At 47.9% G+C, this 23857-nt stretch carries 26 protein-coding genes and 1 tRNA gene; 7 read left to right on the top strand and 20 right to left on the bottom strand.

Annotated elements, in window-relative coordinates; all coding sequences use genetic code 11:
• Positions 1-52: 52 nt before the first annotated feature.
• The 7 genes from BBP27_RS06475 to sdhC form a co-directional block, all read right to left on the bottom strand.
• Positions 53-2881, bottom strand: coding sequence for a 2-oxoglutarate dehydrogenase E1 component (locus tag BBP27_RS06475; protein ID WP_188211514.1), 2829 nt, complete (start codon positions 2879-2881; stop codon positions 53-55).
• 210 nt (positions 2882-3091) lie between these two features.
• Positions 3092-4375 carry a citrate synthase gene (gene gltA / locus BBP27_RS06480; RefSeq protein ID WP_003745599.1) on the bottom strand — a complete coding sequence of 428 codons (1284 nt, stop codon included), beginning with the start codon at positions 4373-4375 and terminating at the stop codon, positions 3092-3094.
• A gap of 123 nt (positions 4376-4498) precedes the next feature.
• Positions 4499-4747, bottom strand: coding sequence for an FAD assembly factor SdhE (locus tag BBP27_RS06485; protein WP_003678830.1), 249 nt, complete (start codon positions 4745-4747; stop codon positions 4499-4501).
• A gap of 3 nt (positions 4748-4750) precedes the next feature.
• A complete protein-coding gene (locus BBP27_RS06490; protein WP_003678833.1) occupies positions 4751-5458 on the bottom strand; it encodes a succinate dehydrogenase iron-sulfur subunit in 708 nt (235 codons plus the stop codon).
• A gap of 119 nt (positions 5459-5577) precedes the next feature.
• On the bottom strand, positions 5578-7341 hold the full coding sequence (gene sdhA / locus BBP27_RS06495; protein ID WP_188211515.1) for a succinate dehydrogenase flavoprotein subunit: 1764 nt from the start codon (positions 7339-7341) through the stop codon (positions 5578-5580).
• A gap of 2 nt (positions 7342-7343) precedes the next feature.
• Complete coding sequence (gene sdhD / locus BBP27_RS06500; protein WP_004519264.1) at positions 7344-7685, bottom strand: succinate dehydrogenase, hydrophobic membrane anchor protein; 342 nt, start codon at positions 7683-7685, stop codon at positions 7344-7346.
• Positions 7679-8056, bottom strand: a complete 378-nt coding sequence (sdhC, locus tag BBP27_RS06505) for a succinate dehydrogenase, cytochrome b556 subunit (RefSeq protein WP_003686156.1) — start codon at positions 8054-8056, stop codon at positions 7679-7681. The genes sdhD and sdhC overlap by 7 nt, the downstream gene beginning before the upstream one ends.
• Before the next feature lie 462 nt (positions 8057-8518).
• Here sdhC and BBP27_RS06510 point away from each other — a divergent pair, with 462 nt between their 5' ends.
• On the top strand, positions 8519-8902 hold the full coding sequence (locus tag BBP27_RS06510) for a YkvA family protein (RefSeq protein ID WP_070838618.1): 384 nt from the start codon (positions 8519-8521) through the stop codon (positions 8900-8902).
• A gap of 84 nt (positions 8903-8986) precedes the next feature.
• Here BBP27_RS06510 and BBP27_RS06515 read toward each other — a convergent pair whose 3' ends face one another.
• The 4 genes from BBP27_RS06515 to dapF form a co-directional block, all read right to left on the bottom strand.
• Entirely contained in the window at positions 8987-9487 is a 501-nt protein-coding gene (locus BBP27_RS06515) for a membrane lipoprotein lipid attachment site-containing protein (protein ID WP_374220795.1), read from the bottom strand.
• Between the two features lie 154 nt (positions 9488-9641).
• On the bottom strand, positions 9642-10574 hold the full coding sequence (cysK, locus tag BBP27_RS06520; protein WP_188211516.1) for a cysteine synthase A: 933 nt from the start codon (positions 10572-10574) through the stop codon (positions 9642-9644).
• 106 nt (positions 10575-10680) lie between these two features.
• On the bottom strand, positions 10681-11283 hold the full coding sequence (locus BBP27_RS06525) for a hypothetical protein (RefSeq protein ID WP_188211517.1): 603 nt from the start codon (positions 11281-11283) through the stop codon (positions 10681-10683).
• On the bottom strand, positions 11280-12131 hold the full coding sequence (gene dapF, locus BBP27_RS06530) for a diaminopimelate epimerase (protein ID WP_188211518.1): 852 nt from the start codon (positions 12129-12131) through the stop codon (positions 11280-11282). The genes BBP27_RS06525 and dapF overlap by 4 nt, the downstream gene beginning before the upstream one ends.
• Positions 12132-12311: 180 nt before the next feature.
• Between dapF and BBP27_RS06535 the strand changes: the two genes are divergently transcribed.
• Together BBP27_RS06535 and BBP27_RS06540 are read left to right on the top strand one after the other, a co-directional pair.
• A complete protein-coding gene (locus BBP27_RS06535) occupies positions 12312-12803 on the top strand; it encodes a NemA protein (protein ID WP_070461320.1) in 492 nt (163 codons plus the stop codon).
• 138 nt (positions 12804-12941) lie between these two features.
• Positions 12942-13017: transfer RNA gene (locus BBP27_RS06540), tRNA-Asn, on the top strand.
• A 251-nt stretch (positions 13018-13268) separates the two neighbouring features.
• Here BBP27_RS06540 and BBP27_RS06545 read toward each other — a convergent pair.
• The 3 genes from BBP27_RS06545 to dnaX form a co-directional block, all read right to left on the bottom strand.
• On the bottom strand, positions 13269-13835 hold the full coding sequence (locus BBP27_RS06545; RefSeq protein WP_070461319.1) for a hypothetical protein: 567 nt from the start codon (positions 13833-13835) through the stop codon (positions 13269-13271).
• Between the two features lie 168 nt (positions 13836-14003).
• Positions 14004-14339 (bottom strand): YbaB/EbfC family nucleoid-associated protein, encoded by a 336-nt coding sequence (locus BBP27_RS06550; protein ID WP_003678854.1) that lies wholly within the window; start codon positions 14337-14339, stop codon positions 14004-14006.
• An 89-nt stretch (positions 14340-14428) separates the two neighbouring features.
• Positions 14429-16432, bottom strand: a complete 2004-nt coding sequence (gene dnaX / locus BBP27_RS06555; RefSeq protein WP_070461318.1) for a DNA polymerase III subunit gamma/tau — start codon at positions 16430-16432, stop codon at positions 14429-14431.
• 198 nt (positions 16433-16630) lie between these two features.
• Between dnaX and BBP27_RS06560 the strand changes: the two genes are divergently transcribed.
• Positions 16631-17344: an aldose epimerase family protein gene (locus tag BBP27_RS06560; protein ID WP_188211519.1), complete on the top strand. Its 714-nt coding sequence runs from the start codon at positions 16631-16633 to the stop codon at positions 17342-17344.
• 58 nt (positions 17345-17402) lie between these two features.
• On the opposite strand, the gene mltB is transcribed toward BBP27_RS06560, so the two are convergent.
• The 5 genes from mltB to rpsF form a co-directional block, all read right to left on the bottom strand.
• On the bottom strand, positions 17403-18482 hold the full coding sequence (mltB, locus tag BBP27_RS06565) for a lytic murein transglycosylase B (protein ID WP_036490129.1): 1080 nt from the start codon (positions 18480-18482) through the stop codon (positions 17403-17405).
• 202 nt (positions 18483-18684) lie between these two features.
• Positions 18685-19137, bottom strand: coding sequence for a 50S ribosomal protein L9 (gene rplI, locus BBP27_RS06570; protein WP_036490126.1), 453 nt, complete (start codon positions 19135-19137; stop codon positions 18685-18687).
• 16 nt (positions 19138-19153) lie between these two features.
• Complete coding sequence (gene rpsR / locus BBP27_RS06575; protein ID WP_003678863.1) at positions 19154-19384, bottom strand: 30S ribosomal protein S18; 231 nt, start codon at positions 19382-19384, stop codon at positions 19154-19156.
• A 6-nt stretch (positions 19385-19390) separates the two neighbouring features.
• Positions 19391-19693: a primosomal replication protein N gene (gene priB, locus BBP27_RS06580; RefSeq protein WP_180947864.1), complete on the bottom strand. Its 303-nt coding sequence runs from the start codon at positions 19691-19693 to the stop codon at positions 19391-19393.
• A complete protein-coding gene (rpsF, locus tag BBP27_RS06585) occupies positions 19690-20061 on the bottom strand; it encodes a 30S ribosomal protein S6 (protein ID WP_004519252.1) in 372 nt (123 codons plus the stop codon). The genes priB and rpsF overlap by 4 nt, the downstream gene beginning before the upstream one ends.
• 245 nt (positions 20062-20306) lie before the next feature.
• Here rpsF and hscA point away from each other — a divergent pair, with 245 nt between their 5' ends.
• The 3 genes from hscA to fdx all read left to right on the top strand — a co-directional run bounded on the left by hscA (position 20307) and on the right by fdx (position 23039).
• On the top strand, positions 20307-22166 hold the full coding sequence (hscA, locus tag BBP27_RS06590) for a Fe-S protein assembly chaperone HscA (protein ID WP_188211520.1): 1860 nt from the start codon (positions 20307-20309) through the stop codon (positions 22164-22166).
• A 76-nt stretch (positions 22167-22242) separates the two neighbouring features.
• Positions 22243-22605, top strand: a complete 363-nt coding sequence (locus tag BBP27_RS06595) for a TIGR02328 family protein (RefSeq protein WP_070814299.1) — start codon at positions 22243-22245, stop codon at positions 22603-22605.
• 92 nt (positions 22606-22697) lie between these two features.
• Positions 22698-23039, top strand: a complete 342-nt coding sequence (gene fdx, locus BBP27_RS06600) for an ISC system 2Fe-2S type ferredoxin (protein ID WP_003745561.1) — start codon at positions 22698-22700, stop codon at positions 23037-23039.
• A 76-nt stretch (positions 23040-23115) separates the two neighbouring features.
• Here the strand turns inward: fdx and BBP27_RS06605 are convergent, their stop codons facing one another.
• Positions 23116-23736, bottom strand: a complete 621-nt coding sequence (locus tag BBP27_RS06605) for a hypothetical protein (protein ID WP_188211521.1) — start codon at positions 23734-23736, stop codon at positions 23116-23118.
• Positions 23737-23857: the final 121 nt, after the last annotated feature.

Below are 23857 nucleotides of genomic sequence, written 5' to 3' on the forward strand. Positions count from 1 at the left end.
TTCTGCATATGGGCATTCCGCCTGAGCAGCCTCAGACGGAATGCTGCTAGGCTTACAACGCCAAAGCGTCTTCAACCAATTGTTTCAATTGAGCAATGTGTTTGCTTGAGTAGCCCACTGCAGGCGATGCGCTGCTTGGACGACCGGCATAAGACAGTTTTTGCTCTTCGCTGATAACGCCTTCGATGCGGTGGCGGATTTGGTAGAACGCGCCTTGGTTTTTCGGCTCTTCTTGCGCCCAAACCACAGATTTTGCGTTCGGATATTTCGCCAGTTCAGCTTTAACCTCTTCATATGGGAACGGATACAGCTGCTCAACGCGGACGATAGCAACATCATCTTCCAGTTTACGCTCGGCACGGCCAGCTTCCAAGTCATAGTAAACCTGACCGGCACACAAGACTACGCGTTTCACGCTGTCGTTGCTTGCGCGTTCGGCAGTATCGCCGATAACCGGACGGAAAGTCGAACCTTCGGTGAAGTTTTCCAGCGGGCTCATTGCACCTTTGAAGCGCAACAGGCGTTTGGACATGAAAATCACCAGCGGTTTGCGGTATGAACCCAAAACTTGGCGTTGCAAGAGGTGGAACATTTGCGACGCTTCAGACGGCATGATAACTTGCATATTGTTCTCAGAACACAGTTGCAACCAACGTTCTACGCGTGCAGAAGAGTGCTCGGGGCCTTGACCGTCGTAGCCGTGTGGCAGGATGGTGGTCAGGCCGCACAAACGACCCCATTTGGTTTCGCCTGAAGACAGGAATTGGTCGATAGTTACTTGCGCACCGTTGGCGAAGTCACCGAATTGAGCTTCCCAAATGGTCAGCTTGTCAGGAGCGGAGCAGGCAAAGCCGTACTCGAACGCCATCACGGCTTCTTCGTTCAAGATAGAGTCGATAACCAGGAACTCGCCCAAGCCTTCGCCCATGTTGCGCAGAGGAACATAAGTACCGTCGTCCCATTTTTCGCGTTTTTGATCGTGCAGAACGGCATGACGGTGTGAGAATGTACCGCGGCCGGAGTCCTCACCGGAGATACGCACGCCATGACCTTTGGTCAGCAGGCTTGCGTACGCGAGGGTTTCGGCCATACCCCAGTCGATAGGCTGTTTGCCGGATGCCATGGCTTTACGCGCTTCGATCACACGTTTTGCAGTCGGATGCAGGGCAAAGCCTTCCGGTACGGCGGTGAATTTCTCGGTAAGACGCTCGATGTCGGCGGCAGGCAAACCGGTTTCGATTTTTTCGCGCCAATCTTTGCCTTGGTATTTACTCCAGTCGATTTGCGTGCGTTGGAAGTTGCTCAGCGTTGTTTGTTCAACATGTTCGCCTTTGTCCAAAGCATCACGGTAGGCTTGGATGTAACCGTCAGCCTCAGCTTGGGTGACCACGCCTTCGGCAATCAGTTGTTCGGTGTACAAAGCACGCGCACCTGGGTGTTGCGATACTTTTTTGTACATCATCGGTTGGGTCAGGGTCGGATCATCGCCCTCGTTGTGGCCCCATTTACGGTAGCAGACAACGTCGATCACGATGTCTTTATGGAATTTTTTGCGGTAATCCAAAGCGGCTTGGATGGCAAAGCAAACGCGTTCAGGGTCATCGCCGTTCACGTGGATAACCGGAGCGGAAACCATTTTTGCGATATCGGTACAGTGTACGGTTGAACGGGTATCGCGGGTATCGGAAGTGGTAAAGCCGATTTGGTTGTTGATCACGATGTGAACAGTACCGCCGGTGGTATAACCGCGTGTTTTAGACAGGTTGAATGTTGCTTGGTTAACACCCAAACCGATAAATGCGGAGTCACCGTGAATCAATACCGGCAAAACTTTATCGCGGCCGTTTTCGCCCAAACGTTTTTGTTTGGCGCGCGCAGAACCTTCCACTACCGGGTTAACAATTTCCAAGTGTGACGGGTTGAACGCCAAAGAAACATGCATCGGGCCATGCGGAGTGGCGATATCGGAGCTGAAGCCCATGTGGTATTTCACGTCGCCGCTAGGCAATTTGATTTCGGCACGGCCTTCAAATTCGGCAAACAGATCGGCCGGTTTTTTGCCCAAAATGTTAACCAAAACATTCAGACGGCCACGGTGTGCCATACCGATGATGACTTCTTCCACGCCGTCTTTACCGGCGTTTTGAATCAGGTAGTTCAAACCGGCAATCGCGCTTTCACCACCTTCGACACCGAAACGTTTTTGACCGACATATTTGGTATGCAGATAACGTTCCAAAGTTTCGGCGGCAGTCATTTCTTTCAAAATGCGGCGTTTTTGATCGGCATTGTAATGCGGTGTGGACAATACGCTTTCAAAATAATTGCGCACCCAACGACGCTCTTCAGTATTCGGAATATAGATATATTCCAATGCAATGTGGCCGCAGTAGGTTTGTTTCAGATTGCTGATGATTTGGGAAAGGGGCAATTTGCCTTGACCGGAAAAGTCGCCCTCGCCCATATTGAATTGAAGCGCCATGTCGGCATCAGACAGACCGTGGAATTTAGGGTCGAGTGCTTCGATGTTTTGAGGGGGAATACGTTTGAGCGGATCAAGTTGGGCCGCACCCACGCCTTGAATACGATAGGCAGAAATCAGTCGCAAAACGCTGACTTGCTTTTTCATCATTGCCTCATCCACACCGCCTGCAACAGCAGATGCAATTTTCTTTTTAGCCAAAGTGGCAAATGATTCACGAATCGGTGTGTGGGCAACATCGACAGCGACTGCGCCCGGCTGTTTACTCAAATCTGTAAAATACTGTTTCCATTTTTCATCGACAGATTCCGGGTTTTCCAGAAACTTTTCATACAACTCCTCGATGTATGGCGCATTAGAACCAAACAGATAAGAGAAATTGAGTTTTTCGTCCATCATGGCGTGAGCTCTTTTCTTTAAAATATAAACAAAGGGTAGAATCCCGTGTTCTCCGAACGGAATTCAGGCCGTCTGAAATGACACTTTATTCTACCCTATTTTAAATCAAATTACCTGTTATCAACTTAATTAATTACGGGTCAACCTCATTGAAAACAACAATTCGATTTTTTCAAACGACTTTTCAACAATATATTAATATATCGTCTGTTAGCGCTTATCTACCGGAACATAATCACGACGTTCCGCACCGGTATACAGTTGACGTGGGCGGCCGATTTTCAGTGTCGGATCGCTAATCATTTCATGCCAATGTGAAATCCAGCCTACACTGCGGGACAACGCAAAGATAACGGTAAACATTTCAGTCGGGATACCTAACGCGGACAAGACGATGCCGGAGTAGAAATCGACGTTTGGATACAGTTTGCGTTCGACAAAGAATGGGTCTTTCAGTGCAATTTGTTCCAATTCCATTGCCAGTTTGAATTTCGGACTGTCTTCCAAACCCAACTCTTTCAAAACTTCATAGCAGGTTTCGCGCATGATGCTGGCGCGCGGGTCCATATTGCGGTATACGCGGTGACCGAAGCCCATCAGGCGGTATTTGCGTTGTTTCACGCCTTCCATGTATTCGGCAACATTCGAAACATCGCCGATTTCATCCAGCATTTTCAAGACGGCTTCGTTTGCACCGCCGTGTGAAGCACCCCACAGGCAAGCGATACCGGCAGCAATACAGGCAAACGGGTTCGCGCCTGAAGAGCCTGCCAAACGCACGGTTGAAGTTGACGCATTTTGCTCGTGATCGGCATGCAAAATAAAGATGCGGTCGAGCGCGCGGGCCAATACTGGATTAGGTTTGTATTCTTCACATGGTGTGGCAAACATCATGTGCAAGAAGTTTTCAGCATAGGAAAGGTTATTTTTTGGATAATTGAACGGCAAACCGTTGGAATAACGGTAACACATTGCCGCAATGGTCGGAATTTTGGAGATTAAGCGGTAAATCGCGATTTTGCGGTGTTCAGGATTGGTAATATCCAAGCTGTCTTGATAGAACGCAGACAGCGCGCCAACCACACCCACCATCATCGCCATCGGATGCGCATCACGGCGGAAACCGCGGAAGAACCAAGTCAACTGTTCATGCACCATAGTATGGTGGCTGACTGTGGCATCAAATTCTTTTTTCTGCTCGGGCGTAGGCAGCTCGCCGTAGATCAACAGGTAGCAAACTTCCAAGTAATCGGATTTTTCGGCCAGCTGCTCGATAGGATAACCACGGTAATACAACAGACCTTTATCGCCGTCAATATAAGTGATTTTGGATTCGCAACTTGCAGTGGATACGAATCCTGGGTCAAATGAAAACAGACCTGTATTTTTTGTCAACGCACGGATGTCAACCACATCATGGCCGATACTTGCTTCCAATACTGGCAGCTCCAAAGCCTCTTGATTTGGGGTGGTGAGCTTGACTGATTTAGACATTCTTAAACTCCTTTGTAGGTTGGGGCTTTCGTTGCCGTCTAAGCGGCACGGTCTTTTTTTCAGACGGCCTCCGTATGGAAAGAGCTTGTTCGGATCGGTATCGCAAACAAGCTCTATAACACATCATGCCTGTCTGATTTTTTCAAGCATGGGAATCAGGTGCTTCTTGTCCGTCGCCGAATGTCCGTTAATCAAGGCAAGCAATTCTTGGTCTTGAAATTCGAGGATTTCGGAAAATTCGGACAATTCCTGATCACTCAGGTGCTCGAATTCTTTTTCCATAAACCTACCGAAGATTAAATCTAATTCCAACAACCCCCGGCGGGTTTGAAAACGGATTTTCCGTTTGGCAATATCGTCAAAAACCATCATTTCTTAAACGGCTCGTTTCAACATAATCTCTTTAATCTTACCGATGGCTCGGGTCGGATTCAAGTGTTTAGGACATACGTCTACGCAGTTCATAATGGTGTGGCAACGGAACAAACGGTATGGGTCGTTCAGATTATCCAAACGTTCATTAGTAATGGTATCGCGGCTGTCCGCAATGAAGCGGTAAGCATTCAGCAAACCAGACGGACCGACGAATTTATCAGGATTCCACCAGAATGACGGGCAAGCAGTCGAGCAGCAGGCACACAAAATACATTCGTACAAACCGTCCAACTCTTTACGCTCTTCCTGAGTTTGCAAACGCTCTTTGTCCGCATCAATCGGATTGTCGTTGACAACATAAGGTTTGATGGAATGATATTGTTTGAAGAATTGGGTCATGTCCACAATCAGGTCGCGGATAACAGGCAGACCCGGCAGAGGACGGATTTTGACCGGCTGTTTCAGGCTGCGCAAATCAGTCAAACATGCCAAGCCGTTTTTGCCGTTGATGTTCATACCGTCAGAACCGCAAATACCTTCGCGGCAAGAACGGCGGAAAGACAATGTATCGTCTTGTGCTTTCAGGCGCACCAAAGCGTCCAAAAGTTTAACGTCGGTTGGTTCCAATTCCAACTCGTAACGTTGCATATACGGTTTGGCATCAACGTCCGGGTTGTAACGGTAAATTTCAAAACTCATTTTTTCCATGAGAAGTGTTCCTTTTCTCATAAACTGCCCAATGATTTTGTATTATGGATTCAGGCAGTTCAATGTGGGTATGGTTAGGTTTCAGACGGCCTCCAAGATAAAGACCGTCTGAAAACTCATCAATAAACGCGTTTGGCCGGTTTGATGTATTCCACGCTCAAAGGCTTGGTATGTACCGGTTTGTAAGACAAAGTATTGGTATCTGAATGATACAGGGTATGTTTCATCCAGTTTTCGTCATCGCGCTCAGGATGGTCGTCTGAAGCGTGCGCGCCGCGCGATTCTTTACGTGCTTCGGCAGACACCAAAGTCGCTTTCGCTACTTCAATCAGATTATCCAATTCCAAAGCTTCGATACGCGCGGTATTCCACACTTTGCTCTTATCTTTGATTTCAGTACGTTTCACACGCTCGGCAATCGCCATGATTTCTCGAACGCCTTTGCTCAGAATCTCATCGGTACGGAACACGCCGGCGTGCAACTGAACAGAACGTTGCAGCTCGCGACGCAAGGCATCAACGTTTTCACCGCCGGTTTGGTTGTCCAAACGCTCGATACGTTGACGGGTCAATTCGCCGGCATTAGCAGGCAGAGGTTTCCAACCGTTTTGCTCTTTGATGAATTTAATCATGCTGTCGCCGGCAGCTTTACCGAATACCACCAAGTCCAACAAGGAGTTGGTACCCAAGCGGTTTGCACCGTGTACGGAAGCACAGGCACACTCACCTGCGGCATACAGGCCTTTTACAGGCACTTCGTATTCATCGCCTTGAGGAACGACAACTTCGCCATGATAATTGGTCGGAATGCCACCCATCATGTAGTGGGTAGTTGGCACGACAGGAATCGGGTCTTTAATCGGGTCGATACCGGCAAACTGAATGGAAATCTCGCGGATGCCCGGCAGTTTTTCCATAATTTTTTCTGCACCGATATGGTCGATTTTCAGTAATACGTGGTCTTTGTTTTTACCGCAACCGCGACCTTCGTAGATTTCCATTGCCATTGCACGGGAAACCACGTCACGGGAAGCCAAGTCTTTTACGGTTGGGGCATAACGTTCCATAAAGCGTTCACCGTTGGCGTTCAACAAAATACCGCCTTCACCGCGTACACCCTCGGTAATCAACACACCTGCACCGGCCACACCGGTCGGATGGAATTGCCAGAATTCCATGTCTTCCAACGGAATACCTGCACGGGCACAAATACCCAAACCATCACCGGTATTCATATAGGCATTGGTAGAAGACGCATAAATACGGCCGCCGCCGCCGGTAGCAAACATTACAGCTTTAGCGTGGAAAATATAAACTTCGCCGGTTTCCATTTCCATGGCAGTTACACCGACAACGTCGCCGTTTTCATCACGAATCAAATCTTGCGCCGTCCATTCCACAAAGAATTGTGTATTGGCACGGACGTTTTGTTGGTACAACGTATGCAACATCGCATGACCGGTACGGTCGGCAACCGCGCAAGCACGTTCTACCGCGCGTTTACCGTGTTCGGCAGTATGGCCGCCGAAAGGACGTTGGTAAATTTTGCCGCTTTCCACGCGGTCAAAAGGCATACCCATGTGTTCCAACTCAATCACCGCTTCAGGCGCGGCGCGACACATAAACTCAATCGCATCTTGGTCGCCCAACCAGTCGGAACCTTTCACGGTATCGTACATGTGCCAATCCCAACGGTCTTCCTGCACATTACCCAATGAAGCAGAAATACCGCCCTGAGCCGCTACAGTATGAGAACGGGTCGGGAACACTTTAGACAAAACAGCACAATTCAAACCAGATTTAGACAATTGGAGGGCTGCGCGTAAACCTGCACCACCACCGCCAACAATCACGGCATCAAACTTACGAACAGGAAAACTCATATTTACCCCCAAATTACTTTAACTGAATACACCAAGCAGCCTACCAACCAAACGATGGTGGCAACTTGTAAAAACAAACGCACGCCGAAAGGCTTAATGTAGTCCATCCACAAATCACGGATACCTACCCACGCATGCAAAAATACGGCCAAGAAGCTCACTTGGGTAAACACCTTCACCCAAGTTTGATCAAAAAATGCCTGCCATGCCGAATACTCTTTAGGCAACGTAAACAAAACAACCAAAAGAACCACGGTGTACACCAACATGATGACCGCAGTTGCACGTTGCATTGCCCAATCGCGCAAACCGTAATGCGCACCTGTCAATTTACGTTCTACCATAACAAAGCTCCCAAAACGACGGTCAGAATCAAAGCAGAAGCAAATACAACTTTAGCAGTAGCACGGGCAGTATTTAATTCCAAGCCTTTATGTACATCCAAAAACAGAAAGCGGATACCGGCGAAAAAGTGGTGCAGATATGCCCACAACAGACCGATAAGGATCAGCTTCACAAACGGATTGGAGATAGCAGAACGATATGCTTCAAACGACGCTTCGCGATCCAGCGTTCCAGAGAAGAAATACAAGAGAACAGGCAGCATCACAAACAAGCCGACGCCGCTGATACGGTGAAGAATAGATACAATCCCCGGTATGGGCAATCGGATATTCGGAATTTCCAAAAATACCGGGCGTGATTTGGCGGACATGGTCAGTTCCTCTAGATTTATTATCAGCTCAAAACCTATAGCTCAGCACTACAATAAGCTACATAAACCATAATTTACCTGTTTTATCTCATTTTGAACAGTGCAATTTATGAATGCTCTAATGATTTTTACCAAAAGACTAATAAAATCAAACAATCATTCTTAGATTTTTTTTTGCGTGGCTAGCCTTTTTTGTTACTTTCCTGCAATTAAGCCATCTCCCCATCAAAGCACTTACGATAACATCATTATTGTTTGAGAATTGTATCTATTGTGAGATAAATTCTCACTCTTGATACCTAATCTTTACAAAGGCATAAGCCATTCTTAACTTATTACCATTGCATTATCACCACTACTCTTACATAGTTATACATTCAAAGACATTTCATCCATCCCTAGATGGACTAAAATACAGTGCAACACCAACAATGTTTCCATACCTTATAAGGAAGCTGCATCATGACACACTCCCCTCATCAAAACACACCCGATCCGGAAGACTACATCCCCTCCTTCCGCCGTCGAAATTTAGACACATCCGGCTTCATGAAAAAACTCGGACGCTTTGCCGGACGCTTGGGCAAACCTGTCGTCCGCCAGCTTTATGCGCTTTATTATCTCTGGGAATCCGAACATACACCCAAACGCGCCAAAATGATTATTGTCGGCGCACTGGTTTACTTCCTCAGCCCTATCGACAGCATTCCCGACCTTCTGATTCCATTTGGCTTCAGTGATGACATTGCCGTCATTGCGTTGGTTTATTCCCAAATGAAAAACTACCTGACCGAAGACATCAAAGAAAAAGCCCGTCAAGCGGCTGACAAGCTGTTTGGCTCTTGATTAGATAGAGTTCAACAATACCGATATAAAATGCAAAAAGAAGGCCGTCTGAATATTCAGACGGCCTTCTCGGTTTATGACTTTTTATTTCAAAGGCTGCATACCCATAACTTCCATCAAGAAGTTGGTAAACGCAGGATTGCTTGGCTTGGTATCCATGTTTTTCCAGCGTTGTTGCCAACCGCGCAAAGCACCTTGGATATACTGTTTGGATTGCTCGGTAGTAATCTCACCACGTTGGCTGTCAACGGCGGAACGCAGATAGACTTCATACATACTGTCATCAACGGAGTTGCGTCCCACTTGTTGGATACGGAAGCGGTTCAAATATTGGGCGGCCTGAACTTTGGTCAGGTTGCCTTGGCTCACTTGGGTACTCAAGCGGCGTGCTTCATCATGAATCTTGGAAACATCTGCCCAATGCGAAGGAGCCAAATGATAACCGGTAGCTGAAACTTGTGAATCAGCCTTAGGTTTTTTGACGTTGGTTGGTCGAACTGGCACTTCTTTCAAAGTCGGAACATAAATCGATTCACAACCGGCAAGTGCCGCTACAGCAAGGATAGGAAGAATGTATTTTTTCATAATGCGCATTATAAGCATGATTCGTTGAAGAAACCAACTTTTGAATAACGGTATTCAAAACAGATTAACTGAATTACAACAGATTTCATACGATATCTCAAGCCCATACGCAAAAAAGGCCGTCTGAAAACGGCCTTTTAACAACAATCCTATATTATGCCAAATCGGCAAACAGAGGTGTAGAAAGATAGCGTTCGCCATATGATGGCAACAAGACAACGATCAGCTTGCCTTCGTTTTCAGGTTTTTTGGCCAGTTGCAAAGCGCTCCATACTGCCGCACCTGAAGAAATACCCACCAAAATGCCTTCTTTTTCGGCCATAGCGCGTGCAGTTTCAAACGCTGCCTCGTTAGGTACTTTGGAAATGCTGTCGTAAACAGTCGTATTCAAAACGCTGGGGATAAAGCCTGCACCCAAACCTTGAATCGGATGAGGGCCTTTTTCGCCACCACTCAATACCGGGGAAGCTTCAGGCTCGACAGCCACGATTTGAACTTCGGGTTTGTGTTTTTTCAATACTTCGCCCACGCCGGTAATCGTACCGCCAGTACCCACACCGGCCACGAAAATATCAACTTGGCCGTCTGTATCACGCCAAATTTCTTCGGCAGTGGTTTTGCGGTGAACTTCAGGATTGGCCTCATTATCAAATTGGCGCGGCATGAAATAAGTGCTCGGATGTTCGTCCACTAAAGATTGGGCTTTGGCGATAGCGCCTGCCATGCCTTCGGCAGCAGGGGTCAGAATCAATTCTGCACCAAACGCACGCAGCAGCATTTTGCGTTCTTTACTCATGCTTTCAGGCATGGTGATGGCCAATTTATAACCGCGGGCCGCGCACACCATGGCCAAACCGATACCGGTATTGCCACTGGTTGCCTCGACGATAACGGTATCTTTATTGATTTTACCGGCTTTCTCGGCCGCTTCAATCATAGATTCAGCAATACGGTCTTTCACACTGCTGCCCGGATTAAAGAATTCAAGTTTAACGGCGATTTGCGCTTTTAAACCTTCGGTCAGGCGGTTCAGTTTCACCAGAGGTGTGTTGCCGATCAGCTCGGTAATATTATTTGCAATTTTCATTTCCTGCTCCTGATTTAGATGTAATACAGCCTGCATATTAAACTCAGGCCGTCTGAAAAACCAATATCGAAAATTTCTTTCTTTATAACTTTTGGTTCAAGCGCGGTCAATATCCACTTCGCTCAAAAATCAATGCAACGACAACCACAGCCTGCATCACGACGGCAACCATCCAGCCTGCCCACATCTGCCGCATACTGAAAAGAGAGGCAGACTGCTTGCAAACAACCACTCTGTGCAGATAAAACACCAGCATCAGGACGCCCTGCAATGCAAACCAATAAATGGGTTTCAAAGCATAAATTTTCAGCAAGGCCGCCCATGCAAAAACCGAGCCTGCCAGCGGCAAGATGAAATAAACCGCGCAAGCCAGGAAAACAAAAGCCAAAGTCATGACGACATTGGAAACGGCAAATAAGGTTAAACCGGCATATTCGCCTGCCGACCAAAACTTTCCGTCTTCCGTTTTACTGCAATCGTCAATAAAGAAGAAAACACTGGCGGCGGTCAGGTAAAAATGAGGGATGAACAAAGGGCCTGTATGCGTAAAGCCCCACATTCCGGGCAACAGGCGCGCACCCAGTACCGAAATCCCCAGCCACAACAACACCGCAGCCCACAACCATTGAAACCGCTGCGCGCGAAAAATAAACGCCAACGATACCGCAGCATACGCAACGGCAAACCAAAAATCCCAAGAAACCATCATGAATACTGCAACTCGCCTTCAAAAACGGTTTCAGCAGGGCCGGTCATTTGCACATCGCCGCCTTCTTCCCAACTGATAAACAGTTCGCCCCCAGGCAGAGTAACACGCACAGGCGCACCTGCTTTCAGCAGGCCATTGCGCACGCCGGCCACCACGGCCGCACAAGCTCCAGTGCCGCAAGCCTGAGTTTCCCCCACCCCGCGCTCAAACACACGCAGGCGGACGGACAACTCATCTTCAATCTGCATAAAACCGACATTGACCCGTTCAGGAAACTGCTCGTGCGATTCAATGGCACTGCCCCAATGCTCCACCGGCGCAGCCTCAACATCGTCAACCAAAATCACTGCATGAGGATTACCCATATTCACGCAGCTTACCGGTACAGATTCCAAACCGACCAAGACAATATGTGTCAGCGCATCTTCCGTTTCGCTATGCGCAGGCACAAACGGAATTTCAGACGGCATGAAACGCGGTTTACCCATGTTGACGGTAACCAAACCGTTATCCAACAGCTTCGGCACAATAATCCCTTTGGCCGTTTCGACCAAAATTTCCGTTTTATCCGTCAAACCCTTATCCGCGACAAAACGCGCAAAACAACGCGCACCATTGCCGCACTGCTCTACTTCCCGACCATCCGCATTGAAAATACGATACCGAAAATCGACCGCATCAGAAGAAGGCTTCTCCACCACCAAAAACTGATCAAACCCCACGCCGCGATAGCGGTCTGCCCATTGGGCCAACGGCGCAGCCAACGGATCAAAATCCTGCTCGATGGCATTGACCACCATAAAATCATTGCCCAAGCCGTGCATCTTCGTAAATTTTAAAGTTTTCATTATTCATTCACATTCTTATTAAATCATTATTCCGGCACATTCTACACCAGAATGATATATCCGTTTCTATCTTGTTTTTCAGACGGCCTTGCGCCCTTTTACCAATACTAACACCAGCCACCCCGCAAAAATACTATACTTCCAACATTACAAACATTTCTTATTACAAGGATACACATTATGAAAAAAGTTCTCTTACCTGCCCTTTTGGCCGCTTCACTCAGCGCATGTACAGTCGGCACACCCGGCGTTTCCGTCGGCTTAGGCGTCGGTACCGGCATCGGCCGCCATGTCGGCCTGGGTACATCCATCAACATCCCTGTCGGATTGGACAAAACCAAAACCACCAAAGGCACGGATTCAGACGGCATCCGTATCTCAGAAGAACAAATCGTGACCTATTTTGATGCACACGGTACGCCCAGCAACAGCGCAGTCAAAGGCGGCTTCCATCGTCAACTGATCAGCAAACGCAACAACGAATACGTCGTCCAAGACTTTTACAGCGACAACAGCCAAAAACGCACGGACCCCTATGTCCTCAGCCGCAACCAGCTGATGCAGTTCCGCGCCACACCAAGCAACGGCTCGCTGACCACTTACGCCTACAACGGCACCCTGATGCAGCAGCAAGTATTCCAAAACGGCAAATTGGTTAACGCCAAATACTAAAGGCCGTCTGAAACGGCTGGAAGCCTGTGAAACTTGATTACAAAATATTTTTAACATTCAAACATTTGAAATATTTTGCACCATTTTCTTGAAAATATGGATTGACACATTTTTTCCAGCCATTATAATACGCCCCATTCCCCGATAGCTCAGTCGGTAGAGCGACGGACTGTTAATCCGCAGGTCCCTGGTTCGAGCCCAGGTCGGGGAGCCAAATTTTAAAAGCCTGAACTTCTGTTCAGGCTTTTTTACATCAATAAGGAACGATTGTTCTTTTCCAAAAAAGCCCTGAACCCTCATGAAACCTTTGCAAAGGTCTCTATCCCCAAAACTGGCACGCCTTACGCCTTACCCGCTTCGTCTGGCGAACAAATGCAAACAGCCCGAAACCTTTTTCAGTCAGGTTTCGGGCTGTTTCGTTTTGAAATGGACAGCGTCTTTTCAGACGGCCTTAAACTTGACACATCATTTCACACACGGATTGTCCAAAACGACCGAGACATTGCGTTCGGCTTTGTTCATATACGTCATGTGGACTTTCTTGCCTTTGAATTCTGCTTTGACAACGGATTCCAGCGTGGCAACATCTCGGGTGAAGCCGAATTTTTTGTCGTTTGCGGCAATGAATTTGACCGGTTTTTCATGAAATAACGAATAGAAAGAAACGCCTTTATTATCTGCGGTCACTGCGCATTGCGTTTTGCCGTCGGCGGCAATGACGGAGGAAAGCGTATGGGGCTTATGGGTGCGGTCGGCGAAGGTGGTGTAGGAATCATACGACCCGAAGCTGATTCTTAATGCGAAAGTATTGCCAAGCCATTCATGGCTTATCCTGTCTTCAGGGAGATTTTTTTCGATGGCTTTTTTGCCTGCAAAGAAAGAGCATTCTTGGGTTTTGTGGTTGCAGATTTTTCTGACGCTGAACTGCTTATCCGGAGAAGTAATGACAGTTTCAGCGGCAAGGCTGTTTGCGCTTGCTGCGGCGAGTATACAGCTTAAAAGAAGTGAGCGGATGGGAAGGGACGGTTTCATTTTGTTTAGTGTATCGGTTGGTTTTAATATTGATTGAGCTGATTTGAATGCAATAAGCGGAATAACTGCCGATATGTTGATTTCAATCTGCAGAACAGATAATCCAAAGGCCGTCTGAAACTGATTTTTGGTGTTTCAGACGACCTTTGTTTGCTTTGCGGCGCGGGTTTAGCGGAAGAAATCTCCCATGCCTGCAGGCAGGCCTTGGGTGAATGCGCCCATGGTTTTGTTGGTGGTTTCTTCGGCTTTTTCAGAAGCGGCATTGATGGCGGCCAATACCAAATCTTCCAGCATTTCTTTATCGTCAGCAGCCTCTTGAATCAAATCAGGGCTGATTTCAAGTTTGCGGACAACGTGGGAACAGGTCATCACGACTTTCACCAAACCATTGCCTGCCTCACCTTCAACTTCGGTTTCAGCCAGCTTGGCTTGTGCCTTTTTCATGTTTTCCTGCATTTGTTGGGCCTGTTTCATCAGGCCGCCTAATCCGGCTTTTCCAAACATGTTTTACTCCTATGGGTTTGAATAAATGGGTTTTACTCATGCCGTCTGAAAACGCTATTGCCTTTCAGACGGCCTTGTATATCAGTATGTTAAGAATGTCCTGCCAACTCTAAAGAATCCGGCAGCCATTGCGCCTCAAAGGTTTGCAAGATTTTCTGCGCCGTCGTATCCGCTTCCAGCAAATCTTGCGCCTGCTGCCGCCCTTCTTCTTGAATACGTTTGCGGCGCATCACCGGCGTTTCCCAGCCTTTATCATCTTGCCAAGGCTCGGTTTGCAGCCTTAAATTGCCAAGATGATAGGCCTCGCTCAACGTCTGGCAGATTTTATCCAAGCGCTCTTTATTGGCAGTGGCTTTGGCCTCATCCGTCAACGACAGCATGATTAATCCTGCTTCCGCATCATAATTCGTCCATGCCGCATTTTGCGCCAACATCTGCGCCGCGCCTAATTTACGGGCGAAGCGTTCGATAATGCTGTGCCAATTCTCTGTTTTAAACTCAGGCAAAGGAGCGAACTGAAGCTCTTCTTCATCTCCCTCCTCTTCTTCAGACTCAGCAGACGCAACCGGCTGCGGTACTTCCATCACATCAGCACGGTGTGAATCTTCATATACATATGCTTCATCAAAATACGGAGGCGGAATTTCCTCATCCATGTGCGGATATGTTTCCGGCTCAGGGGCCGTCTGAACTTTTGCAACAGGCAATGGCTCCGCAGTTTCTTGCATCTGCGCCGTTTGAGTTTGAGGCGGCTCAGTCGATACTTGGCTCGGCATTTCCTCCCAAGGCGGTACATCCGTCTGTTGTTGCCGAACAGACTGAACGGTTTCTTCAGACGGCTTTTCAACGGTATCCTGCTTGGCAAAAACAGCCTCTTCCTCAACCGCCGGTGCTGCTATCGGCTCAGATTTCGGCAGCTGAAAAGGCTTTTTTTCAGCCTCAGCTTTCTGATGGTCGGAATGCAAATCCGTGTGTTCAATCTGACTTTGCGTATCGCAACCCGAAGCGGCCAACGGCGCAAATGCAAGCATGCGCAAAAGCGTCATGACAAAACCAGCATACTCATCCGGAGCCAGCGGCAAATCCTGTTTGCCATGAATAGCACATTGATAATAAAGCTGAATCTGCTCGCCACTCAAGGCTTGACTTAAACGAAGCAAGGTTTCACGTTCAGGGTCGTCATTTGCCAAGGCGGAAGGAATAGTTTGAATCAAAGCCAAACGTTGCAACAGCATGGCCAATTCTGCCAATGCGCTATCAAAACCAATCGCTCTGGCGGACATTTCCTGAGCTTTTTCCAGCAAGGCCTCACCGTTTTGATTGATGATTCCTTCAAGCAATTCAAACAAGTATTGTTTATCGACCGCTCCGATCATTTGGCGGACATCTTGTTCGGCCACTTTACCCGAACCCATGGCAATCGCCTGATCCAAAAGGCTCAACGCATCGCGCATCGAGCCGGCGGCGGCGCGTCCTAAAAGCTGCAAGGCCTGCGGCTGATAAGGAACGTTTTCACGGTCCAAAACATGTGCCAAATGCTCGGCAACCTGCTGGATTGTCATGTTGCGCAAAACAAACTGCAAACAGCGGCTCAATACGGTAATGGGGACTTTGTGCGGATCGGTGGTCGCTAAAATAAATTTGACGTGTTCAGGCGGCTCTTCCAAAGTCTTCAGCATGGCATTGAACGCGCTTTTGGAAAGCATATGCACTTCGTCGATGATATAGACTTTGTATTTACCCGCAGTCGGCGCGTATTGCGCGTTTTCCAACACTTCGCGGATATTGTCGATACCGGTATTCGATGCCGCGTCGATTTCCAATAAATCCACATAACGGCCACTGTCGATTTGCGTACAGCTTTCACACTGACCGCACGGCTCGCCATGCACGGCATTTTCGCAGTTCAAGCTCTTGGCTAAAATCCTGGCAATCGTAGTCTTACCCACACCTCGCGTCCCTGTCAGCAGATACGCATGGTGCAGACGGCCTTCGTCCAGCGCGTTGCGCAGGGCTTTGACGACGTGTTCCTGACCGACCAAATCGGCAAAGGTTTTCGGACGCCATTTTCGTGCAAGAACTTGATAAGCCATGTTGTTTCTCTACGGGAAATAAATCGGAAGGCCGTCTGAAAAGAATTCTCCGCTTTTCAGACGGCCTCAGAAAATGGCATATATTCTAGCATTTTTTTGATTTTTATTAAGGATTTTCTATACAGCCGACGGCGACAGCATGTTATTGCAATGTTAGAATACTACATAAATAATAAGTAATTTGAAGTTTAAAATATCATGTCTGAAATCATACTACGCAACCAATCAGCCACCATGCAAATCAATACAATGGGCGGATATATTGACTCCCTGATTCTAAAAGGACGGGAAGTCTTATTTCCGAAAACCAACGTTCAAGTGGGCGATGACACAAAATTACGCGGCGGCATGCACGTCTGCTTACCCCAATTCGGACCTGACAGCAAAAATCATCTGGCCCAACATGGTTTCGGCAGAACCTCAGACTGGGAAATCCGCCATCAAAATGAATCGGATATCGGCTTGAAATTAATCAGCACAGAAAAAGGCTATGAACACGTCGAATGGTTGCTCGATTACAGCCTGCCTAATGAAAATGAAGCCATCGCCATCCTAACCGTCTGCAATTACGGCGAATCACCCGTCCGCACTTCTCCAGGATTTCACCCCTACTTTACCGCCGCCGGCACACAATTTGATTTCAACGGCGCGCCATACGATGCCGACTATATCTCCCATACCGAATTTGTTTCCTCCGACCAAGATGCACACGTTGCATTTGACGGCTTGAAACTGGATATCCGTACCCACAATCTGCCTGTGTACGCACTCTGGAGCGATCGAAACGGCCAATATACTTGTGCAGAGCCAACCGCAGAAGGCAATGCATTTTTATCCCCTGCCCGAGGCGGACAATTTGTTTCAGGACACAGTAAAAAACGTTACGCCATGAAAATCAGACTGATGGCTTAACTCACTTTACAAATTCTCGATATTTAAAAACCACCCCGAAGGGTGGTTTTCTTATGGCTTACAGGCCATTGTTATTGATTGCATTCGCAATATCGCGTACCGCTGTTACATACATACGGCTGTGGTTGTATTGCCATACGGTGTAGAAGTTATTCAGGCCCAAATAGTATTCAAATACGCCAGGGCTGGTTTCCAAAGCATACAACACAGCTTTTTCATTATCGGCAACAGCAGCTTGAGGCACGACACCCAAGGCTTTGAAATCTGCGACAGTGCGTGTCAAAGCAGTTTTCTCATCGATAATCGCCTGCAAGTGCGGCGTAATCGTCAGACTGACCGGCACAATCATTTTACCGCCAGTCTGCCAGCCATGCTGTTTCATATAATTGGCGACAGAAGCCGCCACATCGCCGACATTATTCCAAATATCGCGATGACCGTCACCATCATAGTCCACCGCCCATTTACGGTAGCTGGAAGGCATAAATTGCGGCATGCCCATCGCGCCGGCATAGCTGCCTTTGAAATCAAAAATATTTTCTTTTTCTTCTTTTGCCATCAGCAAAAGTTCGCTCAATTCGTTTTGGAAAAATTCGGCACGGCGTGGATAATCAAAGGCCAATGTACTCAAAGCATCGGCAACGCGGAAGCTGCCCGTATTTTTGCCATAATTGGTTTCAATACCGAGAATCGCCACGATCAATTCGGCAGGAACACCGTATTTGCGTGCCACATCATCAATTACGGCACGGTTTGCCGCATAGAATTGTCTGCCGCCGTTAAATTTGACTGCACCGGAGTTACCGGTGCGGAATTCATACCAAGGACGCGAAGTGCTTGGGCGGTACATAATGGTAATAATATTGCCTTTATACACCACGCCATTGAAGAAGTTACGCAATTCTTCCGCACTGAAACGACGGTTTTTCACTTCATATTGGATAAACTGCTGAACATTGACGTTTTCATTAAAACCGCTGCTGGCAACAGATTCAGCCGCTGCATCAAATACAGGGCGTTTTGCAGAGGAAACAGGCTCGACAGGTTTTGCCGTATCAACAGCAGGCTTTTGCGGAGTGCCGCATGAAGCTAAAGCCAAAGCAGTCAGACCTATCCCAAAGATTTTGATTTTATTCATAAATAATCTCTTTACTAAATAATACGACAAACCCGAACACGAATGAATATTCGGCCAATACATCATCTCTTCCGCTATATTTCTAGACAGACTTAAAAAATATAGAAAAATCGATATTTACTTACTTCGGCTCAAGCAGATAAACAAGGCCGTCTGAAATTCAAGGAAACCCTTGATTTTCAGACGGCCTTGAATGAATCAATTACTCAGCGGCTGCAACAACAGCAACGGTAATTTTAGCAACAGCGTCGGTGTGCAGAGCCACTTCAACTTCGTATTCGCCAACAGCTTTCAAAGGACCGTTAGGCAGACGTACGTTTGCTTTAGCAGCTTGGATACCGGTAGCAACAATCGCTTCAGCGATGTCAGCATTGGTAACAGAACCGAACAGACGACCATCAACACCGGCTTTTTGAGCAACAGTAATGGTTTGGCCTTCCAGTTTTTCTTGACGGGCTTTAGCATCAGCCAAGATTTCAGCTTGTTTGGCTTCCAATTCAGCGCGGCGTGCTTCGAATTCTTTCATGTTGGCTTCGGTTGCACGTTTTGCTTTACCGGCAGGGATCAGGAAGTTGCGTGCGTAACCGTTTTTAACGGTAACGATATCACCCAAGTTACCCAGACCGCCGATTTTTTCTAACAGAATAATTTGCATGATTTAAACTCCAAAATTATTTGTGTTGATCGGTGTAAGGCAACAGAGCCAGGAAACGGGCACGTTTCACAGCAGTAGCCAACTGACGTTGGTAGTGTGCTTTAGTACCAGTAATGCGGGCAGGGATGATTTTGCCGTTTTCAGAGATGAAGTCTTTCAACAAATCAACTTGTTTGTAATCAACTTCTTGGATTTTTTCAGCCGTAAAGCGGCAGAATTTTCTACGTTTGAATGATTGACGAGCCATTGTCGTTTAACCTTTATATTCTTTAATGTTCTGTATGCGTAGTACCGGCTTGGGGAAGCGTTGGCTGCGTTGCGCCAAAAAACCTTCCGACTCGATGACGGCATCTTGCCGATACTGCCATTCCTCAGCCTGCTTACCTAAAATCCGTGCGGGAATTTCAAACTTGACCAGACATTTCTGTCCGTTTTCTTCCTGCCAAGATTCATGTTGCAACACAATATCTAAAACAGGAATTCCTGCCGGCGTATATCTCAAAGGCTGAACCTGTAAGATACGTGCGGTAAGCTTAATCAGATTATTCAATCTTATTCGGCTGCTGCAACTTCTTCAGCCGCACCGTTCAGCAAGTTTTTTGCTTTTTCGCCGCCCAGCATTGGGGAAGCTTCAGTTACAGCGTGTTTTGTTTTGATGGTCAGGTGACGCAGTACGGCATCATTGAAGCGGAAAGCAGTTTCCAACTCTTCAACCACTTCAGGAGTAGTTTCGATATTCATCAAAACATAGTGTGCTTTGTGGATTTTGTTGATCGGGTAAGCCAATTGACGGCGACCCCAGTCTTCCAAACGGTGGATTTTACCGTTGGCTTCGGTAATCATGGTTTTGTAACGCTCAACCATAGCAGGCACTTGCTCGCTTTGATCAGGATGAACGATAAACACGATCTCGTAATGACGCATGTTATCTCCTTATGGATGATTAAAAACAGCCTTTCACCATGCGAAGTAAAAGGCAAGGCAAAGAGGCTGAATTTTATCCGCATTTCTTAAAAAATACAAGTCCGGATTCAAAATCCACTTTCTTTTCAATTAAAAAACAACATTAGGCCTTAGGGTTATTTCCTAGCAAACCACTCAACTATCTGCCAAAAATCTGCTAAAATCTGCCCCATCCTAATAAATACAGCATCAGAAGGCACACAATCATGGCTCTTTTGCAGATTTCCGAACCCGGCATGTCCGCCGCCCCCCATCAACACCGCCTCGCCGTAGGCATTGATTTAGGTACAACCAACAGCTTGGTGGCCACCGTACGCAGTGGCAGCGCAGTCTGTCTGCCCGATTCAGACGGCCGTACCACCCTGCCTTCGGTTGTCCGTTATTTGGATGGCGGAGTAGAAGTCGGCAAAAACGCCCTTTCTGCCCAAAAAACCGATCCGCTAAATACCGTCAGCTCCGCCAAACGCCTGATCGGCCGCACCCTTACCGACCTCACGCAAGACGCGCAATACCTGCCCTATCAATTTACACCCAATGAGCGCGTGGTCGAATTAAACACCCGTCAAGGTGCGAAAACGCCTATCGAAGTATCGGCAGAAATCCTCAAAGCCCTCAAATCGCGTGCCGAAGAAACATTGGGCGGCGATTTGGTCGGCGCCGTCATTACCGTACCCGCCTATTTCGACGATGCTCAACGCCAAGCCACCAAAGACGCCGCGCGTTTGGCAGGCTTGAATGTATTGCGCCTCCTCAACGAGCCGACCGCCGCCGCAATCGCCTACGGGCTGGATAACGCCTCGGAAGGCACGTTTGTCGTTTACGACTTGGGCGGCGGTACATTCGACGTATCCGTATTGCAACTGACCAAAGGTCTGTTTGAAGTTAAAGCCACCGGCGGCAACAGCGCATTGGGCGGCGATGACTTCGACCATCGCTTGTTCTGCCACCTGCTGGAACAAAACGACCTTTCCAAACTCAACGAACAAGACAGCCAGCTTCTGCTTTCCCTTGTCCGTGCCGCCAAAGAAAAACTGACCACTCAAACCGAAGCCGTCATCAAAACCACACTTTCAGACGGCCATAAAGTCCATACTGTCATTACCCGCCAAGAGTTTCACAATCTGACCCAAAATCTGGTGCAAAAAACCATAGTGCCGGTCAAACAAGCACTGAAAGACGCAGGCGTGACCAAAGCCGACATTAAAGGCGTGATTATGGTCGGCGGTTCAACCCGCATGTTGCATGTTCAACAAGCGGTCGCCACATTCTTTGGTCAAACTCCGCTGAACAACCTCAACCCAGACGAAGTGGTTGCACTCGGTGCCGCCATACAGGCAAATGTCCTTGCCGGTAACAAAACCGACGGCGAATGGCTGCTGCTGGACGTTACACCTTTATCACTCGGCCTGGAGACCTACGGCGGCCTTGCCGAAAAAATCATCCCGCGCAACTCCACCATTCCCACCGCGCGCGCGCAGGACTTCACCACTTTCAAAGACGGTCAAACTGCCATGACGATACACGTCGTACAAGGCGAGCGTGAACTCGTTTCCGACTGCCGCAGCCTGGCCAAATTTACCCTGCGCGGCATTCCGCCGATGGCCGCAGGCGCAGCGCGTATCCGCGTAACCTTCCAAGTTGACGCCGACGGTTTGCTGTCTGTTTCCGCACAAGAACAAAGCACCGGCGTACAGGCGCAAATCGAAGTCAAACCCTCCTACGGCTTAGACGACGGCACCATTACCCAAATGCTCAAAGACAGCATGAGCAACGCCGCCGAAGACATGGCTGCACGCGCACGCGCCGAAGCCGTAGTCGAAGCCGAAAGCCTGACCGACGCCGTCAATGCCGCCCTTGAGTTGGACAGCGATTTATTGGAAGCCGAAGAATTGCAACAGATTCAACAAGACATCGCCGCTTTGCAAAGCTATCTGAAAGACGGTAAAGCCGAAGACATCCGCGCCGCCGTCGCCAAACTCAGCCACAGCACCGACAACTTCGCCGCCAAGCGCATGAACCGCAACATCCAACGCGCGTTGACAGGGCAAAGCGTTGATAATATTTGACGGCAAATGGTTTCAGACGGCCTTGTATAAAGAGGCCGTCTGAAAATCTAATATCCCAAACGACCTGATTACTTCTATGCGACTCTGGCACCAAACCCTTATCCCCCTACTCCCCCGCGCCCAGCTTTTGGGGCAACACCGCGAATGCGCTGCTTTACGCGGAGCGGGCTGGGGCAGGCCGCATGCGACGGTTAATTACGTTTTTATCCACTCACCCTACAAACTCTATCTGTATCACGCGTTGATTATGGAAGAGATGGAAAAGCGCGGTTACAAACCGGATGTTTTATGGAAAGATCCGCTATATCGCGGCAAAGCCGTTGCCCCATACCATTCGCACGCGGCTGAAACAGCCACTTCGCCGATTTATGCCGAACATGATGATGCTTACTTGGACGAATGTCTGGAAAATTTAAAAAGTAAAGGCATCATGTTATAAACCCATTTTTCAGACGGCCTGAATATTGAATACCCAAGGCCGTCTGAAACCACTTTAACCACAACCACTCTTAAACAACCGAGACAATAAAAATGCCAAAAATTACCGTACTCCCACACGCGACATTATGCCCCGAAGGCGCGGTTATCGAAGACGCACCGGAAGGCCAAACCGTCCTTGACGTACTGCTCGACCACGATATCGAAGTCGATCACGCCTGTGAAAAATCCTGTGCCTGCACAACCTGCCACGTGATTATCCGCAAAGGTTTTGACAGCTTGGAAGAGCCGAGTGAACTGGAAGAAGACCTGCTCGACCAGGCATGGGGTTTGGAAGCCGATTCACGCTTGAGCTGTCAGGCAGTTGTTGCCGATGAAGATTTGGTCGTAGAAATTCCCAAATATACGATCAACCATGCACGTGAAGACCACTAGAACAAGGCTTAATGAAAAAGGCCGTCTGAAACCACAAATTCATGGTTTTCAGACGGCCTGTTGCTTATGCGGCAAACTATTTGATATGAGGAAAAATAAAACGCATACGCGAAATTTGCATGGAAGCCACTTTCTGCGTAGCGGAGTAATTCTCAATTTTTTCTTGCATTCTGATTTGATGTAGATTGCCGTTATAACGGGGAGCAGCGTTCTGAGATTTGTTGACTGTCTGCAGTTCAGCCTCAGCCTTCAAAGCTTCCTCTGCCTCAATCGCCGAAAGTGCTGCCTCATCCCTTACCAAACCGAAACGCTCGATAATGGCATTGGCTTCATCTATATAACGCGATTTGTCCGCGCCATTTTCCAACACCGTATCTTCAAGCACGACCGACAAATGCTTGCCGCAATTTTCGATACGTTCTGCGATGCGCGAATAAACCATCCAACGTTTCAACCTCAATGCACCTGCATCGTCATTGTGTGAAGCAGCATCCAGTTTAATCAAGCCATAGTGTTTGCCGTAATACAGACGAAACACCAGCTGCTTCAAACCTTCTGTTTCATCCAGCATCCGATAAAATTCGCGAACCAACAACAGCAAACGGTCAAATGCACCTGCTTTGGACATATACTCCGGATCATCGGAAGCGAGCGCGTAAATCAGTTTGGACAGCTTGGCGTTGAGTGCGTTATTCATCTTTTTTCCTTTTATTTTTAAGCGATGGATTGTCTTAAGAGCCGTTCCAAAAAATTTGGTTGCAGAGCGAAATGTAAATTTTGCATGGAAACCAAATCATTCAAAACGGAATAGAAAGTAT

It is taken from the genome of Neisseria sp. RH3002v2g (assembly GCF_014596425.2).
In the GTDB taxonomy this organism is placed as follows: Bacteria; Pseudomonadota; Gammaproteobacteria; order Burkholderiales; family Neisseriaceae; genus Neisseria.

Excerpts from the sequence above, each read along its gene's own strand:
- BBP27_RS06525 (WP_188211517.1), bottom strand. The coding sequence starts at position 11,283 with ATGATGGTTTCTTGGGATTTTTGGTTTGCCGTTGCGTATGCTGCGGTA.
- sdhA (WP_188211515.1), bottom strand. The coding sequence starts at position 7,341 with ATGAGTTTTCCTGTTCGTAAGTTTGATGCCGTGATTGTTGGCGGTGGT.
- hscA (WP_188211520.1), top strand. The coding sequence starts at position 20,307 with ATGGCTCTTTTGCAGATTTCCGAACCCGGCATGTCCGCCGCCCCCCAT.
- BBP27_RS06475 (WP_188211514.1), bottom strand. The coding sequence starts at position 2,881 with ATGATGGACGAAAAACTCAATTTCTCTTATCTGTTTGGTTCTAATGCG.
- BBP27_RS06545 (WP_070461319.1), bottom strand. The coding sequence starts at position 13,835 with ATGAAACCGTCCCTTCCCATCCGCTCACTTCTTTTAAGCTGTATACTC.
- BBP27_RS06605 (WP_188211521.1), bottom strand. The coding sequence starts at position 23,736 with ATGAATAACGCACTCAACGCCAAGCTGTCCAAACTGATTTACGCGCTC.
- BBP27_RS06485 (WP_003678830.1), bottom strand. The coding sequence starts at position 4,747 with ATGATGGTTTTTGACGATATTGCCAAACGGAAAATCCGTTTTCAAACC.
- BBP27_RS06490 (WP_003678833.1), bottom strand. The coding sequence starts at position 5,458 with ATGGAAAAAATGAGTTTTGAAATTTACCGTTACAACCCGGACGTTGAT.
- dapF (WP_188211518.1), bottom strand. The coding sequence starts at position 12,131 with ATGAAAACTTTAAAATTTACGAAGATGCACGGCTTGGGCAATGATTTT.
- BBP27_RS06510 (WP_070838618.1), top strand. The coding sequence starts at position 8,519 with ATGACACACTCCCCTCATCAAAACACACCCGATCCGGAAGACTACATC.
- BBP27_RS06550 (WP_003678854.1), bottom strand. The coding sequence starts at position 14,339 with ATGTTTGGAAAAGCCGGATTAGGCGGCCTGATGAAACAGGCCCAACAA.
- rpsR (WP_003678863.1), bottom strand. The coding sequence starts at position 19,384 with ATGGCTCGTCAATCATTCAAACGTAGAAAATTCTGCCGCTTTACGGCT.
- BBP27_RS06595 (WP_070814299.1), top strand. The coding sequence starts at position 22,243 with ATGCGACTCTGGCACCAAACCCTTATCCCCCTACTCCCCCGCGCCCAG.
- BBP27_RS06535 (WP_070461320.1), top strand. The coding sequence starts at position 12,312 with ATGAAAAAAGTTCTCTTACCTGCCCTTTTGGCCGCTTCACTCAGCGCA.
- rpsF (WP_004519252.1), bottom strand. The coding sequence starts at position 20,061 with ATGCGTCATTACGAGATCGTGTTTATCGTTCATCCTGATCAAAGCGAG.
- cysK (WP_188211516.1), bottom strand. The coding sequence starts at position 10,574 with ATGAAAATTGCAAATAATATTACCGAGCTGATCGGCAACACACCTCTG.
- BBP27_RS06515 (WP_374220795.1), bottom strand. The coding sequence starts at position 9,487 with ATGAAAAAATACATTCTTCCTATCCTTGCTGTAGCGGCACTTGCCGGT.
- dnaX (WP_070461318.1), bottom strand. The coding sequence starts at position 16,432 with ATGGCTTATCAAGTTCTTGCACGAAAATGGCGTCCGAAAACCTTTGCC.
- mltB (WP_036490129.1), bottom strand. The coding sequence starts at position 18,482 with ATGAATAAAATCAAAATCTTTGGGATAGGTCTGACTGCTTTGGCTTTA.
- gltA (WP_003745599.1), bottom strand. The coding sequence starts at position 4,375 with ATGTCTAAATCAGTCAAGCTCACCACCCCAAATCAAGAGGCTTTGGAG.
- sdhC (WP_003686156.1), bottom strand. The coding sequence starts at position 8,056 with ATGTCCGCCAAATCACGCCCGGTATTTTTGGAAATTCCGAATATCCGA.
- rplI (WP_036490126.1), bottom strand. The coding sequence starts at position 19,137 with ATGCAAATTATTCTGTTAGAAAAAATCGGCGGTCTGGGTAACTTGGGT.
- BBP27_RS06560 (WP_188211519.1), top strand. The coding sequence starts at position 16,631 with ATGTCTGAAATCATACTACGCAACCAATCAGCCACCATGCAAATCAAT.
- fdx (WP_003745561.1), top strand. The coding sequence starts at position 22,698 with ATGCCAAAAATTACCGTACTCCCACACGCGACATTATGCCCCGAAGGC.
- sdhD (WP_004519264.1), bottom strand. The coding sequence starts at position 7,685 with ATGGTAGAACGTAAATTGACAGGTGCGCATTACGGTTTGCGCGATTGG.